At 39.3% G+C, this 18743-nt stretch carries 17 protein-coding genes; 2 read left to right on the top strand and 15 right to left on the bottom strand.

Annotated elements, in window-relative coordinates; all coding sequences use genetic code 11:
* Positions 1 to 38: 38 nt before the first annotated feature.
* Positions 39 to 2843: a TonB-dependent receptor gene (locus Q8S11_RS03720; protein WP_305660731.1), complete on the bottom strand. Its 2805-nt coding sequence runs from the start codon at positions 2841 to 2843 to the stop codon at positions 39 to 41.
* Between the two features lie 243 nt (positions 2844 to 3086).
* Between Q8S11_RS03720 and Q8S11_RS03715 the strand changes: the two genes are divergently transcribed.
* A complete protein-coding gene (locus Q8S11_RS03715; RefSeq protein WP_305660730.1) occupies positions 3087 to 3542 on the top strand; it encodes a DUF6428 family protein in 456 nt (151 codons plus the stop codon).
* A 73-nt stretch (positions 3543 to 3615) separates the two neighbouring features.
* On the opposite strand, the gene Q8S11_RS03710 is transcribed toward Q8S11_RS03715, so the two are convergent.
* From Q8S11_RS03710 to rpsT, 7 genes are all read right to left on the bottom strand, one after another.
* Entirely contained in the window at positions 3616 to 4122 is a 507-nt protein-coding gene (locus Q8S11_RS03710) for a DUF962 domain-containing protein (RefSeq protein ID WP_305660729.1), read from the bottom strand.
* Between the two features lie 62 nt (positions 4123 to 4184).
* The gene (gene rny / locus Q8S11_RS03705; protein WP_305660728.1) at positions 4185 to 5747 is read right to left on the bottom strand and encodes a ribonuclease Y; all 1563 of its coding nucleotides are present in this window, start codon (positions 5745 to 5747) and stop codon (positions 4185 to 4187) included.
* A gap of 215 nt (positions 5748 to 5962) precedes the next feature.
* Positions 5963 to 6253 carry a cell division protein ZapA gene (locus Q8S11_RS03700; protein WP_305660727.1) on the bottom strand — a complete coding sequence of 97 codons (291 nt, stop codon included), beginning with the start codon at positions 6251 to 6253 and terminating at the stop codon, positions 5963 to 5965.
* Between the two features lie 21 nt (positions 6254 to 6274).
* A complete protein-coding gene (locus tag Q8S11_RS03695) occupies positions 6275 to 6583 on the bottom strand; it encodes a hypothetical protein (protein ID WP_305660726.1) in 309 nt (102 codons plus the stop codon).
* Between the two features lie 129 nt (positions 6584 to 6712).
* Complete coding sequence (pheT, locus tag Q8S11_RS03690) at positions 6713 to 9112, bottom strand: phenylalanine--tRNA ligase subunit beta (protein WP_305660725.1); 2400 nt, start codon at positions 9110 to 9112, stop codon at positions 6713 to 6715.
* A 181-nt stretch (positions 9113 to 9293) separates the two neighbouring features.
* Positions 9294 to 9995: a DNA repair protein RadC gene (gene radC, locus Q8S11_RS03685; RefSeq protein WP_305660724.1), complete on the bottom strand. Its 702-nt coding sequence runs from the start codon at positions 9993 to 9995 to the stop codon at positions 9294 to 9296.
* A 79-nt stretch (positions 9996 to 10074) separates the two neighbouring features.
* The gene (gene rpsT / locus Q8S11_RS03680; protein ID WP_305365718.1) at positions 10075 to 10329 is read right to left on the bottom strand and encodes a 30S ribosomal protein S20; all 255 of its coding nucleotides are present in this window, start codon (positions 10327 to 10329) and stop codon (positions 10075 to 10077) included.
* 343 nt (positions 10330 to 10672) lie between these two features.
* Here rpsT and Q8S11_RS03675 point away from each other — a divergent pair, with 343 nt between their 5' ends.
* Positions 10673 to 11545, top strand: a complete 873-nt coding sequence (locus Q8S11_RS03675; RefSeq protein ID WP_305660723.1) for a zinc dependent phospholipase C family protein — start codon at positions 10673 to 10675, stop codon at positions 11543 to 11545.
* Here the strand turns inward: Q8S11_RS03675 and Q8S11_RS03670 are convergent.
* From Q8S11_RS03670 to Q8S11_RS03640, 7 genes are all read right to left on the bottom strand, one after another.
* A complete protein-coding gene (locus Q8S11_RS03670) occupies positions 11542 to 12198 on the bottom strand; it encodes a DedA family protein (protein WP_305660722.1) in 657 nt (218 codons plus the stop codon). The genes Q8S11_RS03675 and Q8S11_RS03670 overlap by 4 nt on opposite strands.
* 89 nt (positions 12199 to 12287) lie before the next feature.
* A complete protein-coding gene (locus Q8S11_RS03665; protein WP_305660721.1) occupies positions 12288 to 12935 on the bottom strand; it encodes a DedA family protein in 648 nt (215 codons plus the stop codon).
* Between the two features lie 79 nt (positions 12936 to 13014).
* Positions 13015 to 13731: a DUF4397 domain-containing protein gene (locus tag Q8S11_RS03660; RefSeq protein ID WP_305660720.1), complete on the bottom strand. Its 717-nt coding sequence runs from the start codon at positions 13729 to 13731 to the stop codon at positions 13015 to 13017.
* 127 nt (positions 13732 to 13858) lie between these two features.
* Positions 13859 to 14983, bottom strand: coding sequence for a DNA polymerase III subunit beta (dnaN, locus tag Q8S11_RS03655; protein ID WP_305660719.1), 1125 nt, complete (start codon positions 14981 to 14983; stop codon positions 13859 to 13861).
* 112 nt (positions 14984 to 15095) lie between these two features.
* On the bottom strand, positions 15096 to 16778 hold the full coding sequence (gldG, locus tag Q8S11_RS03650; RefSeq protein WP_305660718.1) for a gliding motility-associated ABC transporter substrate-binding protein GldG: 1683 nt from the start codon (positions 16776 to 16778) through the stop codon (positions 15096 to 15098).
* On the bottom strand, positions 16772 to 17500 hold the full coding sequence (gene gldF, locus Q8S11_RS03645) for a gliding motility-associated ABC transporter permease subunit GldF (protein ID WP_305660717.1): 729 nt from the start codon (positions 17498 to 17500) through the stop codon (positions 16772 to 16774). The genes gldG and gldF overlap by 7 nt, the downstream gene beginning before the upstream one ends.
* A gap of 42 nt (positions 17501 to 17542) precedes the next feature.
* Entirely contained in the window at positions 17543 to 18262 is a 720-nt protein-coding gene (locus tag Q8S11_RS03640) for an ATP-binding cassette domain-containing protein (RefSeq protein ID WP_305660716.1), read from the bottom strand.
* Positions 18263 to 18743: the final 481 nt, after the last annotated feature.

The following is an 18743-nucleotide window of genomic DNA, read 5'->3' as shown; positions in this document are numbered from 1 at the left end:
GCTCAGTTTTAAGCCAATATTAATTTGTCTTACAAACTTTACTTCTTGTTTTTACCAAGTCCGAGGTTATATGAAAATGAAAGCGATACATTTGATCCAAGCTTGTAAGAATTGATTAGTCTATCTATTCCTGCTCCATCATAAGCCATTTTAGAATCTCCGGTATTATTTTGGTAAAACACAGTGCTTTGGTTCAGGATATCACCGACGTTAAGTTTTATCTCTGCCTGAGATTTAAGTACCCTTTTACTAACCTGAAAGTCAAGTACATCCCTTGCATTTTCGTAGATATCCGGATAGCCCTGATATCCTACCAGGAAGATTCTCTGACCGATACGATTATAAACCGAGGTAAAGGTAAGTTCTGTTTTAGGTGAGAAATATTGTAAACCTCCATTGATAAGATAAGGTGACTGCCCTTGCAGTGGACGGTCAATTCCAACCCCCTGTACTTTAGAATCGATGTAAGATGCGTTTGCAAAAATAGTAAGGTTATCTAACCAGACCTTGTCGCCAAGAAAAGATAATTTCTTCCGAACATCAAGCTCAATTCCCAGCGATGTTGCCTGATCTGCGTTCAGATAATTTATACCTCTGACAACTGGGGTAGAGTTTGAGTTCACTCTTTGTTCAATAGGATCATCAAAATTTTTGTAAAAGGCTGAAACAGTAAAGGTTTCACCTGCAGATGGGTATAACTCATACCTGATATCACCATTAAAGATCTTGGCACGTTTCAGGTTAGGATTTCCGGTAACTGAAGTCTGACTGATAAAATCGTAATAGTTAAATAAGGCCAACTCTCTGAACTCAGGCCTTGAAACAGTCTGAGATCCTGATAAGCGGATATTGGATTTTGCATTTAAAGTATACGTTAAATTTGCAGAAGGGAGCACATCGAAATTGCTCTGCTTAGCAGCAATTGCCTGTCCTGAAAAATCGATGGCATTCAAGGTCTGTGCAAATTGCTCTAAACGGGCTCCGTAAGATATTCTGAATCTTTCTCCAAATTTATTATCCATTAACAGGAAACCTGCATTCAGATCTGAATTGGCATCGTAACTATCTGTATTATTGGTGAACTCGCTTAAAACGAATCCATTCTCATTAATATTTACCGGTGCAAATATCTCATCTTTAGGAAGGCTGGTATAAGATCTTTCAAAAACAGAGGGGCCAACAAAAATATAATTGAAGATACGGGCATTGAAAATACGTTGCTTAAACTGTTTCAATGCACCAATCTTAAATGTTGATTGTTGTTCGAAAAACTTTACAGGAATCGAAACAGCAGCCTGAACACCATAAGTATCTTCTTCCAGATCCGAAAATAACCTTCTGGTATTTCTATCAATTAACCTAAATGGCTCCTGGGAACCTAATGAACGACGATAATCCACCGAGCGTTGATCTGGCTGATCACGCTCAACCCGTGCATAATTCAAATTCCATGTTAATTTAACCTGCTTCTTACCTAATTGATGATCTCCTTCCAATTGCGAATTCAATAGGCTTTTTGTTGTCAGATCTGAATTGTTAAGTCGTACATCCTGGATATTATCAGTTGTAAAACCAATTCTTGCGGTGTAATTATCTTCAAATGTGCGATTGTACATGTTTTTAAAGGCTATTTTATTCCCTCCTTTGATGTATGCAAAATTGGCAAGTGCACCAAGGTTGCTACTATACTTGGAAATATCTTCAGAGTATTCATAAAATGGAGTACCCGAAAATTCGTAATCCTTCCGCTCTGCGAAGGCAATACTTTGGGAATTCCTGTAACTCAGGGAAACCACATTACCAAAAGATGCACCATTTTTAAGTTCCTTTCTCCTACCCCAGGTTAGTTGGTGATTTTGAGTAGGGATAGCCATTTGACTAACTTCAGGATATGAATTCTTTACTTGCGCTGAATATTTTGCCTTATCTGCATTTGATAAAGGGTTATAAGCCTGGAATGATCCCGGGAAACCGGCTGGAAGCTTACGACTGCCATCATCAAAACCTAGAAAATCATATTTATTTCTGGCATTGGAGGTAAAGTCTTTAAAAGTTGACTGATTGTTGTATCCAAAACTAACTGAGGCATTCAGAAAATTCTCTTCAGGAACATCACGGGTGATTACCTGAATCACTCCTCCGGCAAAATCTCCCGGAAGATCCGCAGATGCTGTTTTATTAACTACAATCCTGTCAATTAAATTGGCAGGAATGATATCAAATGAAAATGCCTTTCTGTCGGGCTCTGATGATGGTAATACTGCGTTATTTAATATCGATGAATTATACCTGTCGGCAAGCCCTCTGATAATCACGAATTTGTTTTCCTGAATACTGGCACCACTCACACGTTTCAATACTTCTGAAGTACTACGGTCTGGAGTTCTTCTGATCAGCTCAGAAGTAATCCCGCTTGAAATACTGATACTATTCTTTTGCTGAGCATATAATGCACTGATACTTTCCTGCCTCACAGTTGCAGTGATAACCACTTCTTCGAGTGCAAGAGAACTGGCCTCCTCCATAATCACATCAAGAGTTGTGGTTTTACCAGCCAGCACTTCAATATCTGTGATATTCTTTGCCTGATATCCTATATAAGAGAAGCCTAGACTATATTTCCCCGGATTGAGATTTCCCAGAGAATATCTGCCTTCAATATCCGTGGATGCCCCGAAGGTGGCACCGGTAATTTTAACGGTCAGACCAATTAAAGTTTCACCGGATTTTGAATCAGTTACTCTACCTGAGATTCTTCCTGTCTGCTGACTAAAACCGGCCAGAGTACCTAAAATTAATAGTAAACTGATGCTTAAGATTTTAACAATAATATTGTGTTTCACTTTGTTGCGTTTTAATTTCTACAAAAGTATTACCGCAGTGTTAACTCAAGATTGTATTAGTATTAAGCCTGATTTACCAATAAATCAATTCTATGTTAAGTGCGTTAACTCAATGTTAACTCCGAAAGCATATATCAGGCTATTTAGCTGTTTAGCTCTCTTCATTGAAAAAAATTTATAAATGTGAAATATTAATCGTAATATTGCGATATAATATTTTATTAAACATTTAACACAGCAACAATGAAACTATCAGAAATTAAAGAACATTTAAATAAAGTAGAGACTGTAACATTTGAACTTGAGAATGGAAGCTTTGTTCCCGAACACTTCCATGTTACAGAAGTTGGAATTGTAACTAAGAACTTTATCGACTGTGGAGGTACTGTCAGAAATGAGAAAGTGGCTAATTTCCAATTATGGGATGCCAATGATTTTGACCATAGATTAAAGCCCCAAAAATTATTGAAAATTATTGCACTTTCAGAAAAGGTTTTGGGTATGGAAGATCTGGAAATTGAGGTTGAGTATCAGACTGAGACCATAGGAAAGTATGAACCTGAATTCAGGGACAATAATTTTGTGCTATTATCAAAGCAAACCAATTGTCTGGCTCAGGATAAATGTGGCATACCGGCTGAACAATTGAAAGAAAATACAAAAACGGCATGCTGTACACCGGGTGGTGGATGCTGCTGATTTGATTGGGAAATGGGGAATATGACCCTGATATCTATCAGGCAGGAAATAGTCACGGATATTCACAGGATGATTAATATGGTATGCCGGCTTTCTTAAACAGGAAGTGAAGCAGCCATATTGGTCCGATGAGAAGGAACTTAAGATCATCAAAAAAGGAGGGCTTCTTCCCTTCAATCTTATGACCAATAAACTGACCGATCCATGCCAGTACAAATATCCCCAGACAAACCTGCCACATTTCAGGCCAGCCTGCATTCCTTTCAAGTTTCTCCAGGCTCACTATGCCTGCCGAAAAGATCATAATAATCAGCAGCATCGCATAAGATAATACCGGAGAAAGCTTGTAATAAAAATAAATCGAAAAGGCAATTAAAAAAGAGGCAAAGTTAACATAGCCATTATATCTGCCCAGGAAATCGAGGTGTGGAAATGGAATTGCCCAAATCAGACCAAATAGGCTGAATACGATCGGAGGAACACATATCCAGTGAATGATTTCATTAGTATTATTCTGATGACTCTCTGAATACTTATCAAAGTAGACATCCACCGGGCGTTTTTGGATTTGCTTCCCCATTTTTAGAAGTTTTACGTTTTACGTTATACGTTGGAAAGAATACGTAAAACGTAAAACTATTTTTATTTCGCGTAAGCAACAGAGCGCGTCTCACGAATAACAGTCACTTTGATCTGTCCGGGATAGGTCATTTCTGTTTGTATCCGGTTTGAGATATCTGCAGCTAAAATCTCAGCAGCGGCATCACTGATCCGTTCACTTTCTACAACTACACGCAGTTCCCTTCCTGCCTGAATTGCAAATGTTTTTTCAACACCAGGATAAGATAATGCAAGCGACTCAAGTTCTTTCAATCGTCTGATATAACTTTCTACCACTTCCCTTCTCGCGCCAGGCCTTGCACCTGAAATCGCATCACAAGCCTGAATAATCGGAGAGATCATCGAAGTCATTTCAACTTCATCATGGTGTGCACCTATTGCATTGCAAACTTCAGGATGTTCCTTATATTTCTCGGCCAGCTGCATACCTAAAAGAGCATGCGGTAATTCCGGGTTATCATCAGGTACCTTACCTATATCATGCAGCAGTCCGGCGCGCTTAGCCATTTTTACATTCAAACCAAGTTCCGCGGCCATCGTCGCACAGAAATTCGCAACCTCACGCGAGTGCTGCAATAAATTCTGACCGTATGATGAACGGTAACGCATTCTTCCTACCATTCTGATCAGTTCGGGATGTAGCCCATGAATACCAAGGTCAATTACCGTGCGCTCTCCTATTTCTACAATCTCATCTTCGATCTGTTTCTTCGTCTTGGCGACAACCTCTTCAATCCGGGCAGGATGGATACGACCATCCGTAACCAAACGATGTAAGGCCAGGCGGGCTATTTCACGTCTTACCGGATCAAATCCGGAAAGAATAATTGCCTCGGGAGTATCATCAACAATAATTTCGATTCCTGTGGCAGCTTCAAGCGCACGAATATTACGGCCTTCACGACCAATAACGCGGCCTTTAATCTCATCATTCTCGATATTAAAGATCGAAACCGTATTCTCAATCGCACTTTCTGTAGCTGTACGCTGGATTGTTTGAATAACTACCTTTTTTGCTTCCTTGTTCGCAGTAAGTTTGGCCTCGTCAACAATATCCTTAATCTGGATCATGGCCTGAGTACGGGCTTCTTCACGAAGGGAATCAATCAGCTGATTTTTTGCATCTTCTGCCGACAAACCCGCAATAGCTTCCATTTGCTGAATGTGTTGATTTTTCAAAGCATCAATATCCTCCTGCTTCTTTTTAGTCAGCTCAATCTGCTTTTCGAGATTTCCTTTTACTGCTGCTAATTCTTCCTCCTTCTTAGTCAGATTATCCAGTTTCTGATTGATAGACTGTTCCTTCTGCTTGATCGAATTCTCCCTTTGATTAATCGTATTGTTTTTGCTATTGATCTCCTGTTCATGCTCTGCCTTCATTTGCAGAAATTTCTCACGAGCTTCCAGAAGTTTATCCTTTTTCAGGATCTCGGCATTGTTTTCAGCATCCTTAAGGATTTTTTTTGCTTTATTCTGTGCCCCCATTTCCTGGTTCCTGAATAATTTCCGGAGAAGAAAGCGCCCGATTACGATTCCTGCTCCCAAACCAAGTAAAACGTAGAGCATTATTTGTATTATGTCCATAATTTCTGTTTAAATAAAAAAACCGCAACTAAATCTTAAGCCTCATGTACTGTATAAGCTTCATTCATTAGGTTTAGAGTATTGATTATGATCAGGTGCATGCAAATGATCTATCTTTTAACTCTTCTAATATTGAATTGTTAAGCTTAAAATAGTGAAACTCAAAAATTTAACTGCGGTTAAATCTTAAATGCTCTATGTTAAAAAGAACGATATTACTTAGAAAAAAAATCTGTCAGCAGTTGATCCAGTTGATGAACTTTATCTGTTACATCCGTATCTTCATGCATTACTTTCCGTTCCGCTTTCAGCGTAGTTGTAGCGTAATGCAATACGCACATTGATAACAAATCCTGTTTATCCCGAACCGCATAATTGTCCTGATATTCTTTTATACGGTCATTTATAACTTTAGCTGCCCTTCTAATTATTTCCTCTTCTTCAGTATTTACCTTTAAGGGGTAAACTCTATCCGCAATATTTATTTTTATGGAGATTTCTCCCATTTGAGCTTAGTTCACTAAGTATTACTTTTTCAGCAATACAATACACTTATCTATTTCGCGTACAAATTCGGTAATTTTTTGCTTTATGTCAAGAGTTTTTTCACTCAAGCCTAATTCAGTTGGTTGAATACCCTCTAAAGAACGTGCCAGGGTCATCACACGAAGCTTTTCTTCCAGTTCAGTTTTTTTTATCTCGCGGCTTTCAACTGAACGTTTTAGGGAATCATTCTCAAGTTTCAATAAATCATTCTCCTCCTGTAAAGCAGCACAAAGGTCTATTAACCTGCTGGTTTTATCAATTACCTTACTGAGCTGATCTGTAACTGTCATTTGAGTTGTAAGTTGTAAGTTTTACGTTATACGTTCTATAATTTAGTAACATATTTTATATAATCAATCCTATAACTGATAGTTCAAAATCGGCAAGCATTTAACGTACAACGTATTACGTATAACTAACTACTTTCTTATCTCCGCTCCCGCCTGCTTCTCGAAATTAAGAATTAATTTTTGCATGATCGCGTCAATTTGCTTGTCGGTTAATGTTTTTTCTTCATCCTGGAGCAGGAAACTAAGGGCATATGATTTTTTACCTTCCGGTAGCTTATCTCCAACATAAACATCAAATACATTTACTTGCTTTAAAATGCCTTTTTCAGTCTTCAGGGCAATCTGCTTTAATTGTTCAAAGCTAATATCCTTATTCAGCAGCATAGATAAATCCCTTCTCACGGAAGGGAATTTCGAAACCTCAGTATAGCTAATTTTATTCTTTCGGACTGAACGGACAATCAGATCCCAGTCAAAATCGGCATAAAATACCTCTGTGCTTATATCCAGTTTCTTCAATGATTTTTTTGAAACTGTTCCAAATTCAACAAGGATCTTATCACCCTTGAGGTAACAAATCCCAGATGAAAGTTCATTATTTGTTCTTTCTGAAGTACTTAACCCTTTTACATTTAACCTGCTAATAATCAGATCAACAGCCGACTTTAAATTATAAAATCCTGTATTTAAAGGTTTTACATTCCAGCTTTCAGTATTTTGGAAACCCGTAAGAAAAACCGAAAGTCGTTGATTCTCATTATAGCTATCCTGATCAAGATTATACACCTTGCCAAACTCATATAGTTTAAGGTCAGAATTTCTTCGGTTCTGGTTATAGGCTATGGCTTCAAGTCCTGAAAACAGAAGGCTTTGGCGCATAACATCCAGATCACTACTCAATGGATTCAGAATCCTTACTGCCCTTTCGGGCTCAGCAGAATAACTTAATTTAGTCAGTGAATTACTTAGCATCTCGAAAAAGCCATTTGCAGACAATAAATCCGAAATCTGGTTTTGTAAAACTTCCTTATCAGGCTTTGTAGTGGTATTTAAGGATGCGCGGATCTGGGATGGAATCTCTACATTATCGTAACCGTGAATTCTAAGTATCTCTTCGATAATGTCAACCTCACGGGTCACATCTACTTTGTAAGCAGGGACTTCCAACTGCATCCCTTCGGAATCTTCTGAGCTGATATTAATCCCTAAACCAAGCAATGTAGCTCGTATTTCATCCCTCGGGATTGTCTTTCCAATCAAACGGCTCACATTCTTAAAAGATATCTCCACAGAGAATGGTTTTGCCGGGGATGGATAAATATCCGATATCTCAGAAGATATTTCACCGCCAGCCAGTTCCTGAATGAGAAGAGCAGCACGCTTTAAAGCTGTTACTGTCATATCCGGATCTGTTCCCCGCTCAAATCTGAAAGAAGCATCCGTCTTTAATCCGTGTCGTTTGGATGTTTTCCTAACCGAAACCGGGTTGAACCAGGCGCTTTCCAGAAATATTTTTGTCGTGGATTGATTTACACCCGAGGATATTCCACCAAAAACTCCTGCGATACACATAGGCTCAACAGCATTACAGATCATCAGATCATCTGCAGCTAATTTACGATCAACCTCATCCAGTGTTTTGAATACTTTACCTTCAACTAATTTCTTAACCAGAACTTTATTGCCGCTAATTGCATCTGCATCAAATGCATGCAGGGGCTGCCCGAGTTCATGAAGTACATAATTGGTTACATCAACTACATTATTAATCGGGCGAATGCCAATCGCATTTAACTTATTTTTTAGCCATTCAGGCGATTCTTTAATGCTGATCCCGCTTATGCTTAAGGATGAGTAACGCGGACATGCTTCTGTATCCTCAATCATAACCGGAATAGTAAGATCATTACTCTGCACCTTAAATCCCGATAAATCAGGCATGATAACCGGAATTTTAAGGTAGGCTGCAAGATCACGGGCAACACCTAAATGGGAAGCCGCATCGGCCCTGTTCGGAGTTAAGCCAATCTCGAAAACAAAATCATCCTGAAGATTAAAGTAGTCTTTTGCCGCCGAACCAATAATGGCATCCTCATTCAGTTCCATAATTCCATCATGATCATGGCCTAAACCTATCTCATCTTCAGCACAGATCATGCCCTCTGAGACCTCTCCGCGAATTTTTGATTTATTAATCTTAAAAGGCTCTCCATTTGTCGGATGCACCGTTGTATTAACTGTAGCCACTACCACTTTCTGTCCCGCAGCCACATTATTGGCCCCACATACGATCTGAAGATCCTCTCCTAATCCAACATCAACCCGGGTTACTTTAAGACGGTCTGCATTCGGATGCCGAACACATTCCTTCACAAATCCAATCACTAATCCTTCAAGTCCGCCGGGAATAGTCTGCACCTTTTCCAGGCTCTCTACCTCCAATCCGATATTGGTCAGGATCAGGGATAATTCTGCAGGGGTTTTGCTTGTTTGAATGAATTGCTGCAGCCACTTATAAGAGATCTTCATGTTCTAAAAAAACTAAAGGCCAAAGATAGTAAGAGATTTGAGATATGAGATGTGAGATGTGAGAATTCAGATTTATGATGTCTGAAGTATGAAGTCCGAAGTATGAAGTCAGATGTCTGAACTCAGATCTCAGATCTCAGACCTCATACTTCAGATCTCAGACCTCAGACCTCATATTAAATTAGTCGAGTAAACCCTCATCGGCAAAACTCAGAAATCCCTGATCAGTAATGATCAGATGATCAAGGATAGGGATATCCAAAAATTGCCCCGCCGACTTTAATTTGCGTGTCAGTTCGAGATCTGCCTGACTGGGTTTCAGATTTCCGGAAGGGTGATTATGTGTCAGTATGACCGAAGCTGCATGATTTTCTAATGCAATATTAAAAATGATTTTGGGATCAGCGATGGTACCAGCCTGCCCACCTTTACTCACCAGGTGCCTGGAGGTAATCTTATTCGCCCGGTTTAGAAGCAGAATCCAGAATTCCTCATGATTCAGATCCTTATATTGGGATACAATGGATTGATAAACATCTATGCTTGTACTAACCTGGACTAGTTGCGCACTCACCGTATCCTTTCTTCGACGGCCGAGCTCCAAAGCTGCAATGATGGTTATGGCTTTAGCTTCTCCAATCCCCTTGAATCTGGAAAGGTCGGCAATACCCAGCCGGGCAAGCTGGTTCAGATCGTGGTCGCATGCGTATAGAATCCGTTTACTAAGCTCTACTGCACTCTCATTCACGTTTCCTGATCCAATCAGAATCGCAATTAGTTCGGCATCACTCAAACTGCGTCTTCCCTGATTAGAAAGTTTCTCCCTTGGACGATCTTCCTCAGCCCAGGACTTGATGCTAATTTTATGATCATAAGTCTCCATAATTAAATTTATGAAAACCGCATAAAACAAAAAAGGGGCACTGATTAAACGGTACCCCTTTTTCAAATATCTTCAAAGACTATTTTAATCCATTAACAAATTTTGTCAGTTTAGACTTATTATTAGATGCTTTGTTCTTGTGGATGATGTTCTTTTTAGCCAAACGATCAAGCATAGAGATTACTTTGCTCAAAAGCGGAGTCGCTTCAGATTTGTCAGTAGTTATACGTAATCTTTTGATTGCGGATCTGGTGGTTTTCGCCTGATAGCGATTACGTAAACGCTTAGCTGCGTTTGATCTGATTCTTTTTATCGATGATTTATGATTTGCCATTTCTTAAGCTTATTATTCCGTCCCTCTTTTAAGGACTGCAAATATATGCCGATTATTTTAAAATACAAAGCATAAATTAAAAAAAGAAGAATGGCTTGTTTCAATGAATTAAAAGGCTCAAAATTATGATTTCATTTATCATTTTGCTAATGTGATAACCGTTTAATCAATCATTCGACCGTTGGATAGGTAGACCTGATTAAGATATAAAAAAAAATCAATTTTATAATGCGATCCCCTTGATCCTATAACATTGAAGAAAAAACTGCTGCTCATATTATCCCTTATCATATGGATATCCTGTTCCTCATGGGGCTTTTTTGCGCACCAGCAGATCAATCGTATGGCAGTTTTCATATTGCCGGGTGATATGATCCGCTTTTATAAAAATAATATCTTGCATATCACTGAGCACGCTGTTAATGCCGATAAACGCCGATATTCGGACACTGCTGAAGCTCCAAGGCATTTTATTGATGCTGACCGCTATGGTAAAAATCCCTTTGACAACATTCCTGAAAAATGGACTGATGCAGAATTAAAATTTACAACTGCATTGCTGATTGAAAACGGTATTATCCCATGGCAAATTGAAAAAACCTATTTTTCGCTGGTAAAGGCTTTCAGGGAACGTGATTCCATCCGGATATTACGTCTCTCGGCAGATCTGGGCCATTATGTTTCGGATGCTCATGTACCACTTCATACTACTGAAAATTATAACGGACAACTAAGCGGACAGACAGGTATTCACGGATTCTGGGAAAGCCGGCTTCCGGAGCTTTTCTCAACTGAATACGATTTTATAACTGGTCCTGCAAAATATCTGGAAAATCCACTGAAAGAAGCCTGGAAAATTATCAGAAATAGCCACAGTCTTCTGGATTCGACCTTAATGATTGAGGCCAGACTGAATAAAATGATGGCTTCAGATCTGAAGTTTTCTTATGGTGAGCGTAAGGGTAAAGTTGAAAGACAGTATTCAAAAGAATATGCCATGGCTTATCATAAAGCTCTACAGGGGATGGTTGAAAATCAGATGCGCGCATCCATCCTGATGACAGGAAGTTATTGGTTCTCTGCCTGGGTAGATGCAGGGCAGCCTCAGCTTAAAAATTTTCCTAAAAAAGAATTCAGCAAAGTCGAAAAACTTAGCAGAGAGAACACAGAACAACTGTTCGGTCAGGGCCGGATCATAGGAAGACCTGAAAACTAGAGCTCCCCCTTGTCTATGCTATTCTTCGCCCTGAAGGCAGCAATTACCGCAGGTAAAATAGTCAGGACAATGATGACCAGCATAACATAAGTGAAGTTATCTTTGATGAAGGGGATATTCCCAAAGACAAAACCAATTCCAAGGAAACTGACGATCCATAAAACTCCGCCTACAACATTATAGTAAGTAAAGGGTCCAAATTTCATTTTCCCGACCCCGGCAACGAAAGGTGCAAAAGTTCTGAAAATAGGCATAAACCTACTGAATATCAGCATATTACCTCCTTTTTTATTGAAGTATTCTTTGGTCTTTTCATAATACTCCGGCTTCAGTATCCTATTTCCGGACTTAAAGACCTTTTGACCCAGAAAGTTTCCTAAAAAATAATTAATAGTGTTTCCGGTAATGGCAGCTACAATTAACAGCAAACCCATAGTATAGATATTCAAACCGGTATCTCCTTTTGCAATGAGTGCACCAACCGCAAAAAGCAGTGAATCTCCCGGCAGGAATGGTGTAACAACAAAACCGGTTTCGGCAAATATGATGACGAAAATAATCAGATAGGTCCAGGTACGGTAATCACTCACAATTTTTACCAGGTGCTTATCAATGTTTAATATATAATCGAGAATGGTACTTATGACTTCCAAGGTTGTAGATTTAATTTGATGTAAATGAGATAAAGTTAGAGTAAACTTCTAGCGGTGCAGCGTGTTTTGAGAAAGAATAATCATTACATTCAGATTTTTCTTTTCCGCTTTTCACGAATTAATTCGATCACAGGAGGCAGAACAGACAGAATGATAATTCCGAATATGACATAGGTAAAATTGTCCTTTATGATCGGTAATCCCCCAAAGAAATATCCGATGAATAGAAAAGATGCGACCCACAAAACAGCACCGGTAACATTAAAGGTGGCAAATTTGAGATAACTCATTGTACCAATACCTGCTACAAAGGGGGCAAAAGTTCTAATAATTGGTATAAAACGGGCATAAATGATGGTTTTCCCACCATGTTTCTCATAGAATGCCTGAGTTTGTTCCAGGTATTCTTTTTTAAGAAATTTAATTTTTCCGCTAAAGGCTTTATGACCAATATATTTTCCAATATGGTAGTTTACGAGATCACCCAGGATTGCTGCAATGATCAGTAGTATACACATCAGGAATATATTCAATCCACTCTCAGGTATTGCAATGATTGCACCGGCAGCAAACAACAGAGAATCACCGGGCAAAAATGGAGTTACGACCAAACCAGTTTCGGCAAAAATGATGAGAAAAAGTATCAGGTAGGTCCAGGTTTGATAATTCTGAACGATTTCTATTAGATGCTTATCGATGTGGAGTATGAAATCAATAAGCTGTTGAATAATTTCCAATGTATCTGTATTTTTTTTACAAAAATAGAAAACTCAGGACAAAGGCCCTGAGTTTTCTATTTTAATTGCAAAAGTATGATTAATTATGCGTTAACATTTTTGCGGATATGGCTGTTTGTGCACTTCCGCTTAAAGACCCGCTTGTATAAATTGTATAAATTTTCCCGGCCTGCAGGGTAAAACTGCCCAGATTGGCAGAAGTTGAAGTACTGGTTGCCAGAACGGTTTGCAAGGCGAATGTGCCCGGATCAACTTCAGAGAAACTTGAGGCAGTCCCAAAAGCCACATTCGATGCGAACACCAATCCTCCTGTAATCATTAAATTGGCACTCGCCAAACCCTCTGCCAGATTTACAAATCTTAACTTTGCCTTATTTGGAGAAGGACTAGTCTGCTCATCCTTAAATACCGCACTGCTGTTTCCGGATCCATCTGCTTTTCCTGTGTAAAAGAAGGTGTAATTTTCATTTGCAGTCAAATCCACATATCCTGTAAAGTTGACGCTTGCATTGCTGTTGTTCTTAAATTCAGCCTTTCTACCATTACCTGCATCAGTAGAAATGTAGGAAGTACTTTGAGAATATGCAACAGCCTCTGCATTTACCTTCGAATTATCAAGGTAAAAGTCCTGAGCTGGTGAACCCGAGGCTGCATTCACGATCATAATCTTTGCCCGTCCTTCAATAATAACTTCATTTTCATCCTTACTGCAGGAACCTAACACCATTGTGGCTACAACAAGCCCGGTTAATAGACCAGAAAATTGATACTTGCTTAATTGATTTGATGTTTTCATAATTCAATGTTTTAGTTTACAATTAAGCCAAATTGGCTTTATAACAAAATAGCCCGGTTCAAGAACCAGGCCATTTAGCTAAAAACAATAAACAATAGCTTGTGTTTACATCAAACTGTTCAGAAATCTATGCATAATTGTTCAGCATCACAGGCATAACCAGCATCAGGACTTCTTCCTGTTCATCATGTGTCTGAGGCATTAATAAGCCGGCACGATTGGGGCTGCTCATTTCAAGAAGAACTTCTTCGCCGCCAAGATTATTCAGCATTTCGATCAGAAACTTAGCATTAAAACCAATTTCCATATCCTCTCCTTCATATTGACAGGAAAGGCGCTCATGGGCTTCATTTGCAAAATCAATATCTTCAGATGAAATATTCAATTCACTGCCTGAAATTTTTAAGCGTACCTGATGAGTTGTTTTGTTCGCAAAAATAACAACACGACGCAGACAGTTCAGAAAGAGGGATCTGTCAATTATTAGTTTATTAGGGTTATTCGTAGGAATAACAGCTTCATAATCAGGATAACGCTCATCAATTAGTCTGCAAATAAGGTTAATATTGCCAAATCTGAAAAATGCACTGGTATTATTGTATTCGACTGCTACACTCACATCATCCGAGGGGAGTGATGCTTTTAAAAGTGTCAATGCCTTCTTTGGCAGAATAAAAGTAGCCGGAGCTTCGGATTTTGTATCCAAACGACGGTATCTTACCAATTTGTGAGCATCGGTAGCAACAAAGGTAATATGTTGCGGACTTAACTGACAATACACACCAGTCATCGCAGGACGTAATTCGTCTCCGCTAACCGCAAATAGTGTCTTATTTATAGCTTCAGATAATACAGAAGCAGGCATAGCTACAGAAGAAGGATTTTCAACAACAGGAATCTTTGGAAAATCTTCTCCATTCTCACCGCTCAATTTGTACTTACCATCTCCGGCACTGATTTCAATAGCAAATGTTTTATCATCAACAGAGAAAGAAATCGGTTGATCAGGAAGCGTTTTTAAGGTCTCAAGTAAAATCTTGGAAGGTATCGCCACTTTACCATCCGCTTTTGATTCAACTGATAATGAAGTGGTCATGCTGGTCTGCAAATCAGTAGCTGAAACCGTTAAAATACCACTCTTTATCTCAAAAAGAAAGTTTTCCAGAATGGGCAAAACTGTGCTGCTGCTGGATGCACCATTGACAGCTAGAAGCTGTTTTAATAAGGTCGATGTTGAAACTATAAATCTCATATTCAAATATCTGAAAAACAATAATAGTAAAGCTTTTTGGTAGTTCCTAATAAGCTTTTAAGAGCTAAATATCAGTAATGACCGGCAGTACTCAGGATCAAAAATATACAAATTAACGTGTATACCTGCGGATACGATAGTAATGTTGAAAAATACCGCAAGCTATCAACAATATAAGAGGAAATCCAATGTTCAGAAACTGCCAGAATACCTTTTCCTGCCGGATTTTTGCACGGTCGAGTAATCTGAGTTTGATTTCCTTGTTCCGGAGAGTAATAATACCCGAGTCATCATAGAGGTAATCTGCTGCATTCAGAAGAAAATTCTTATTTGCATACTGTTCCCTGGTATAACGGTCAAATCCTAAAGGATATATTGAGCCATCTGTATTATTGATCTGATTTTTAAAGATATCCCCGTCGGCAAGTACAATCATTTTGCCTGGCTTAGCCTCTTGAGGAATGGCTTCCAGCCCTGAAATACCCACCGGTACCGGACGGTTCTTGAAATTCGAAGGAAATATGCCCTCCAGAAGCACGCCAACAGGCTTTGGGTCAGACTGAAACTGCTTAGGATCAGGCTCTTCCTCAACCATCTGCAGGGAAAGCATTACCGGCACATCCAAAGAACGGTTAAAAGGTGATGATGAAAGAATTACTTCCGAAGTCAGTCCTTTTACTGATATAAGATCAATAGTTCCCGGAAACTCTGAACGTATCCCATCCAGATTTTTAACCAAAGGGTGAGTTGACACCGGAACAAATATGGGATAAAACAACCAGGGCAATAACTGGATTTGTGATTGTCCGCCAACTGCTCCCAAATTAACCGGGATTTGTGCACAATTCATATCTGCAAGCAAGGTATAGTTCAGCCTTACTCCATACTTAAAGAGCATATCGTCAAGATTCAGCTTTTTAGCAAAGGCAAGCTGCTCAGTAGAACCACGAAGGCTGTCGAGTTCTGCACTGACCTGATCCAGCGACCAGATTATCCTTCCACCCTTCATCAGGAAATAATCGATCTTATATTTCTCAGCCTCAGTAAAAGGCTGTTCCGGCTTGGCAATAATTAATAAGTTCAGCTGATCAAGTCCTGCGAAGCTTATAGTATTCAGATCAACACGGCCAACTTCATAAGAATCTCCCAAAGATTTCATCGCATCACTCAGCTGCTGATCACTTAATTCTCCATGTCCTTCTGTAAAGCCAATACGCCCCGATTCATTCTTGCTTATCTTTTTTATCCCACTGGCAAAGGCATATTCCAGGTTCTGTATTGAATTATTCAGAACTTCTTCCGGGCTAATACCAGACCTTGACTGTAAGAGCTTTACCGGTATTTGACGTCCTTTATAGGTAATCAAAGCGGCCGGAAAAATGATCTTCTGCGACATCCCATCCTCAGTCTTGACACTCAAGTTTGTAGGTTCTATACCCTTTTCAAGCAATAACTGATAGGCCTCTTCCTGCGACTTCTGATCTCCGGAAAGAGGATTTACAAAATCAAATTTTAGATTACCGTTTGAATAGGCTTTAAAATCCCGAAGGAGATCAGCGGTAGTATTTCTTAAACGAAGGAATCCTGCCGGAAAATCACCTTCCAGATAAACCGTTACCTGAACCTCCTCATCCAGATCTTTCAATATGGTTTTGGTAATTTCTGAAAGTGTATATCGCTTTTCAGCTGTAAAATCAATGCGGGTAAAGAAAAAGGATGAAAGAACATTTAGTATTACTATACCTGCTAATGCAAGGATCAAAATATTCAAATCATGTTTACGGCGGTTTACCATTTCCTTGCTCCCAATACTGTTTTAGTTAATAAAAGAAACAATCCGGCAAAACTCAAAAAGTAAATAAAATCACGGCTATCCAGCACTCCCCTGCTGATTGATTGATAATGCTGATTAATACCAAGGTTGGTTAAACCACTTTCAAAATCCTGAAGTGCAATAAGCTTACTGATCGAATCAAAAGCACTAAAACTAATAAAGCATAGAAAAACTGAAAGGGTAAAGGCAATAATCTGATTTTTTCCCAAAGATGAAGTAAACAGGCCAATTGAAGTGAAGGCCGCTCCCAATAAAACTAAACCAAGGTATGATCCAATCACTGCGCCGGTATCAATATTCCCTTTGCTTATCCCCAATTGATAAACACTGATATAATAAATTAAAGTAGGCACAAGGGTAAGTACAACAATCAGCAGCGATGCCAGAAACTTTCCAAGAACAATATGCCAGTCGCTCAGAGGGCGGGTTGCCAGTAATTCGAATGTACCATCCTTCTTTTCTTCTGCCAGTGAACGCATTGTAACAGCAGGAATAAGGAACATAAACAGGTAGGGGGCGATATTGAAAAAGCTATCCAAACCGGCATAGCCATAATCCAGAATACTTGAATCGGGGAAAACCCAGAGAAAAAGACCGGTAAGCAGCAGAAATACAGCCATTGAAATATAGGCCGCAAGGGAACTGAAAAAACCGCTTATTTCTTTATTTAGGATACTTAACACCTGATCTGATTTTCCTTTGTTAAAATTAAAATTATATGAAATTTAATGAACAGCTGAACCCGTCAGTCCGATGAATATATCTTCCAGACTTTTATTCTTGTGAGCTTCTTTCAAACTGCTCAATTTATCATCAGCAACTATCTTACCACTGTTGATTATGATTACCTGCTCACAAACTGCCTCTACTTCCTGCATAATATGCGTTGAAAGTATCACCGTTTTAGTTTTGCCCAATTCAGTGATCAGACTCCGGATACCGATCACCTGATTCGGGTCGAGTCCGGAAGTTGGTTCATCAAGAATCAATACTGCAGGGTCTGAAAAAATAGCCTGAGCCAGCCCCAAACGCTGCCTGTAACCCTTAGATAAGGTACCGATCTTCTTATTTTGCTCCTCCCCTAATCCGCAAAGTTCAATGACCTCCCCCATTCTTTTTTTTGAATTTTCAAGCTTATAGACAGAACCGATAAAAGTTAGTGCCTCACGAACATACATTTCAAGGTAGAGTGGATTATGTTCAGGCAGATAGCCAATTTTCCTGCGTACTTCCATTGAATGAGCATTCACATCCATCCCGCAAACAGAGGCTGTTCCGGAACTTTGAGGTATGAAGCAGGTCAGAATTTTCATGGTTGTGGATTTTCCGGCACCATTTGGCCCCAAAAAACCAAGCACATTTCCCGGCGAAGCCCGAAACGAGATTCCGTCGATTGCTTTCTGCGCTCCGTAAGTTTTACTGAGGTTCTCTACCACAATACTCATGGTTCAAAGTTAATTATTGAATTGAGAATGGAGAATGGAGAATGAAGAATTAATTGCTCCTTTAATAATCCTGTTTCAGATTAAATGAAAAAATCAAAAACTTATAACCTATAACTTAAAACTTATTACCTAAACCTAAAACCATTGTTGTCCGGTAAAAATAAAATGTTTAAAAATATCCTTTTAAAAAGTATCCTGAACGATTTTATTTCCTGATTTCAAAAAGCAAGCCCCGCTGTTAGCGCACTCGCTCAATAGGCCCCGCTTTTAAGCGGGGTATACAAGGGGTATATTCCGGGCTTCAGCCCAAAATAATCCGTTTATTCCGGAACACCCCCATCGGGCTTCAGCCCGATTAAATGTTGTCGGCGCTGAAGCACCGGTTTACGTTATTTTCTAACCTGCTATATGTGGGGCTGAAGCCCAAATTGAATCACGCCGGTTACAACCCGCCTAAAGGCGGGCCCTATTGAGCGATACT

It is taken from the genome of Daejeonella sp. (assembly GCF_030695525.1).
GTDB lineage: Bacteria > Bacteroidota > Bacteroidia > Sphingobacteriales > Sphingobacteriaceae > Daejeonella.
This window is presented reverse-complemented; position numbering and strand designations above follow the sequence as displayed.

Bases quoted from the DNA above. Each gene is read 5' to 3' on its own strand.
- Q8S11_RS03715 (WP_305660730.1), top strand. From the start codon at position 3,087: ATGAAACTATCAGAAATTAAAGAACATTTAAATAAAGTAGAGACTGTA.
- Q8S11_RS03710 (WP_305660729.1), bottom strand. From the start codon at position 4,122: ATGGGGAAGCAAATCCAAAAACGCCCGGTGGATGTCTACTTTGATAAG.
- rny (WP_305660728.1), bottom strand. From the start codon at position 5,747: ATGGACATAATACAAATAATGCTCTACGTTTTACTTGGTTTGGGAGCA.
- Q8S11_RS03700 (WP_305660727.1), bottom strand. From the start codon at position 6,253: ATGGGAGAAATCTCCATAAAAATAAATATTGCGGATAGAGTTTACCCC.
- Q8S11_RS03695 (WP_305660726.1), bottom strand. From the start codon at position 6,583: ATGACAGTTACAGATCAGCTCAGTAAGGTAATTGATAAAACCAGCAGG.
- pheT (WP_305660725.1), bottom strand. From the start codon at position 9,112: ATGAAGATCTCTTATAAGTGGCTGCAGCAATTCATTCAAACAAGCAAA.
- radC (WP_305660724.1), bottom strand. From the start codon at position 9,995: ATGGAGACTTATGATCATAAAATTAGCATCAAGTCCTGGGCTGAGGAA.
- rpsT (WP_305365718.1), bottom strand. From the start codon at position 10,329: ATGGCAAATCATAAATCATCGATAAAAAGAATCAGATCAAACGCAGCT.
- Q8S11_RS03675 (WP_305660723.1), top strand. From the start codon at position 10,673: ATGGCAGTTTTCATATTGCCGGGTGATATGATCCGCTTTTATAAAAAT.
- Q8S11_RS03660 (WP_305660720.1), bottom strand. From the start codon at position 13,731: ATGAAAACATCAAATCAATTAAGCAAGTATCAATTTTCTGGTCTATTA.
- dnaN (WP_305660719.1), bottom strand. From the start codon at position 14,983: ATGAGATTTATAGTTTCAACATCGACCTTATTAAAACAGCTTCTAGCT.
- gldG (WP_305660718.1), bottom strand. From the start codon at position 16,778: ATGGTAAACCGCCGTAAACATGATTTGAATATTTTGATCCTTGCATTA.
- Q8S11_RS03640 (WP_305660716.1), bottom strand. From the start codon at position 18,262: ATGAGTATTGTGGTAGAGAACCTCAGTAAAACTTACGGAGCGCAGAAA.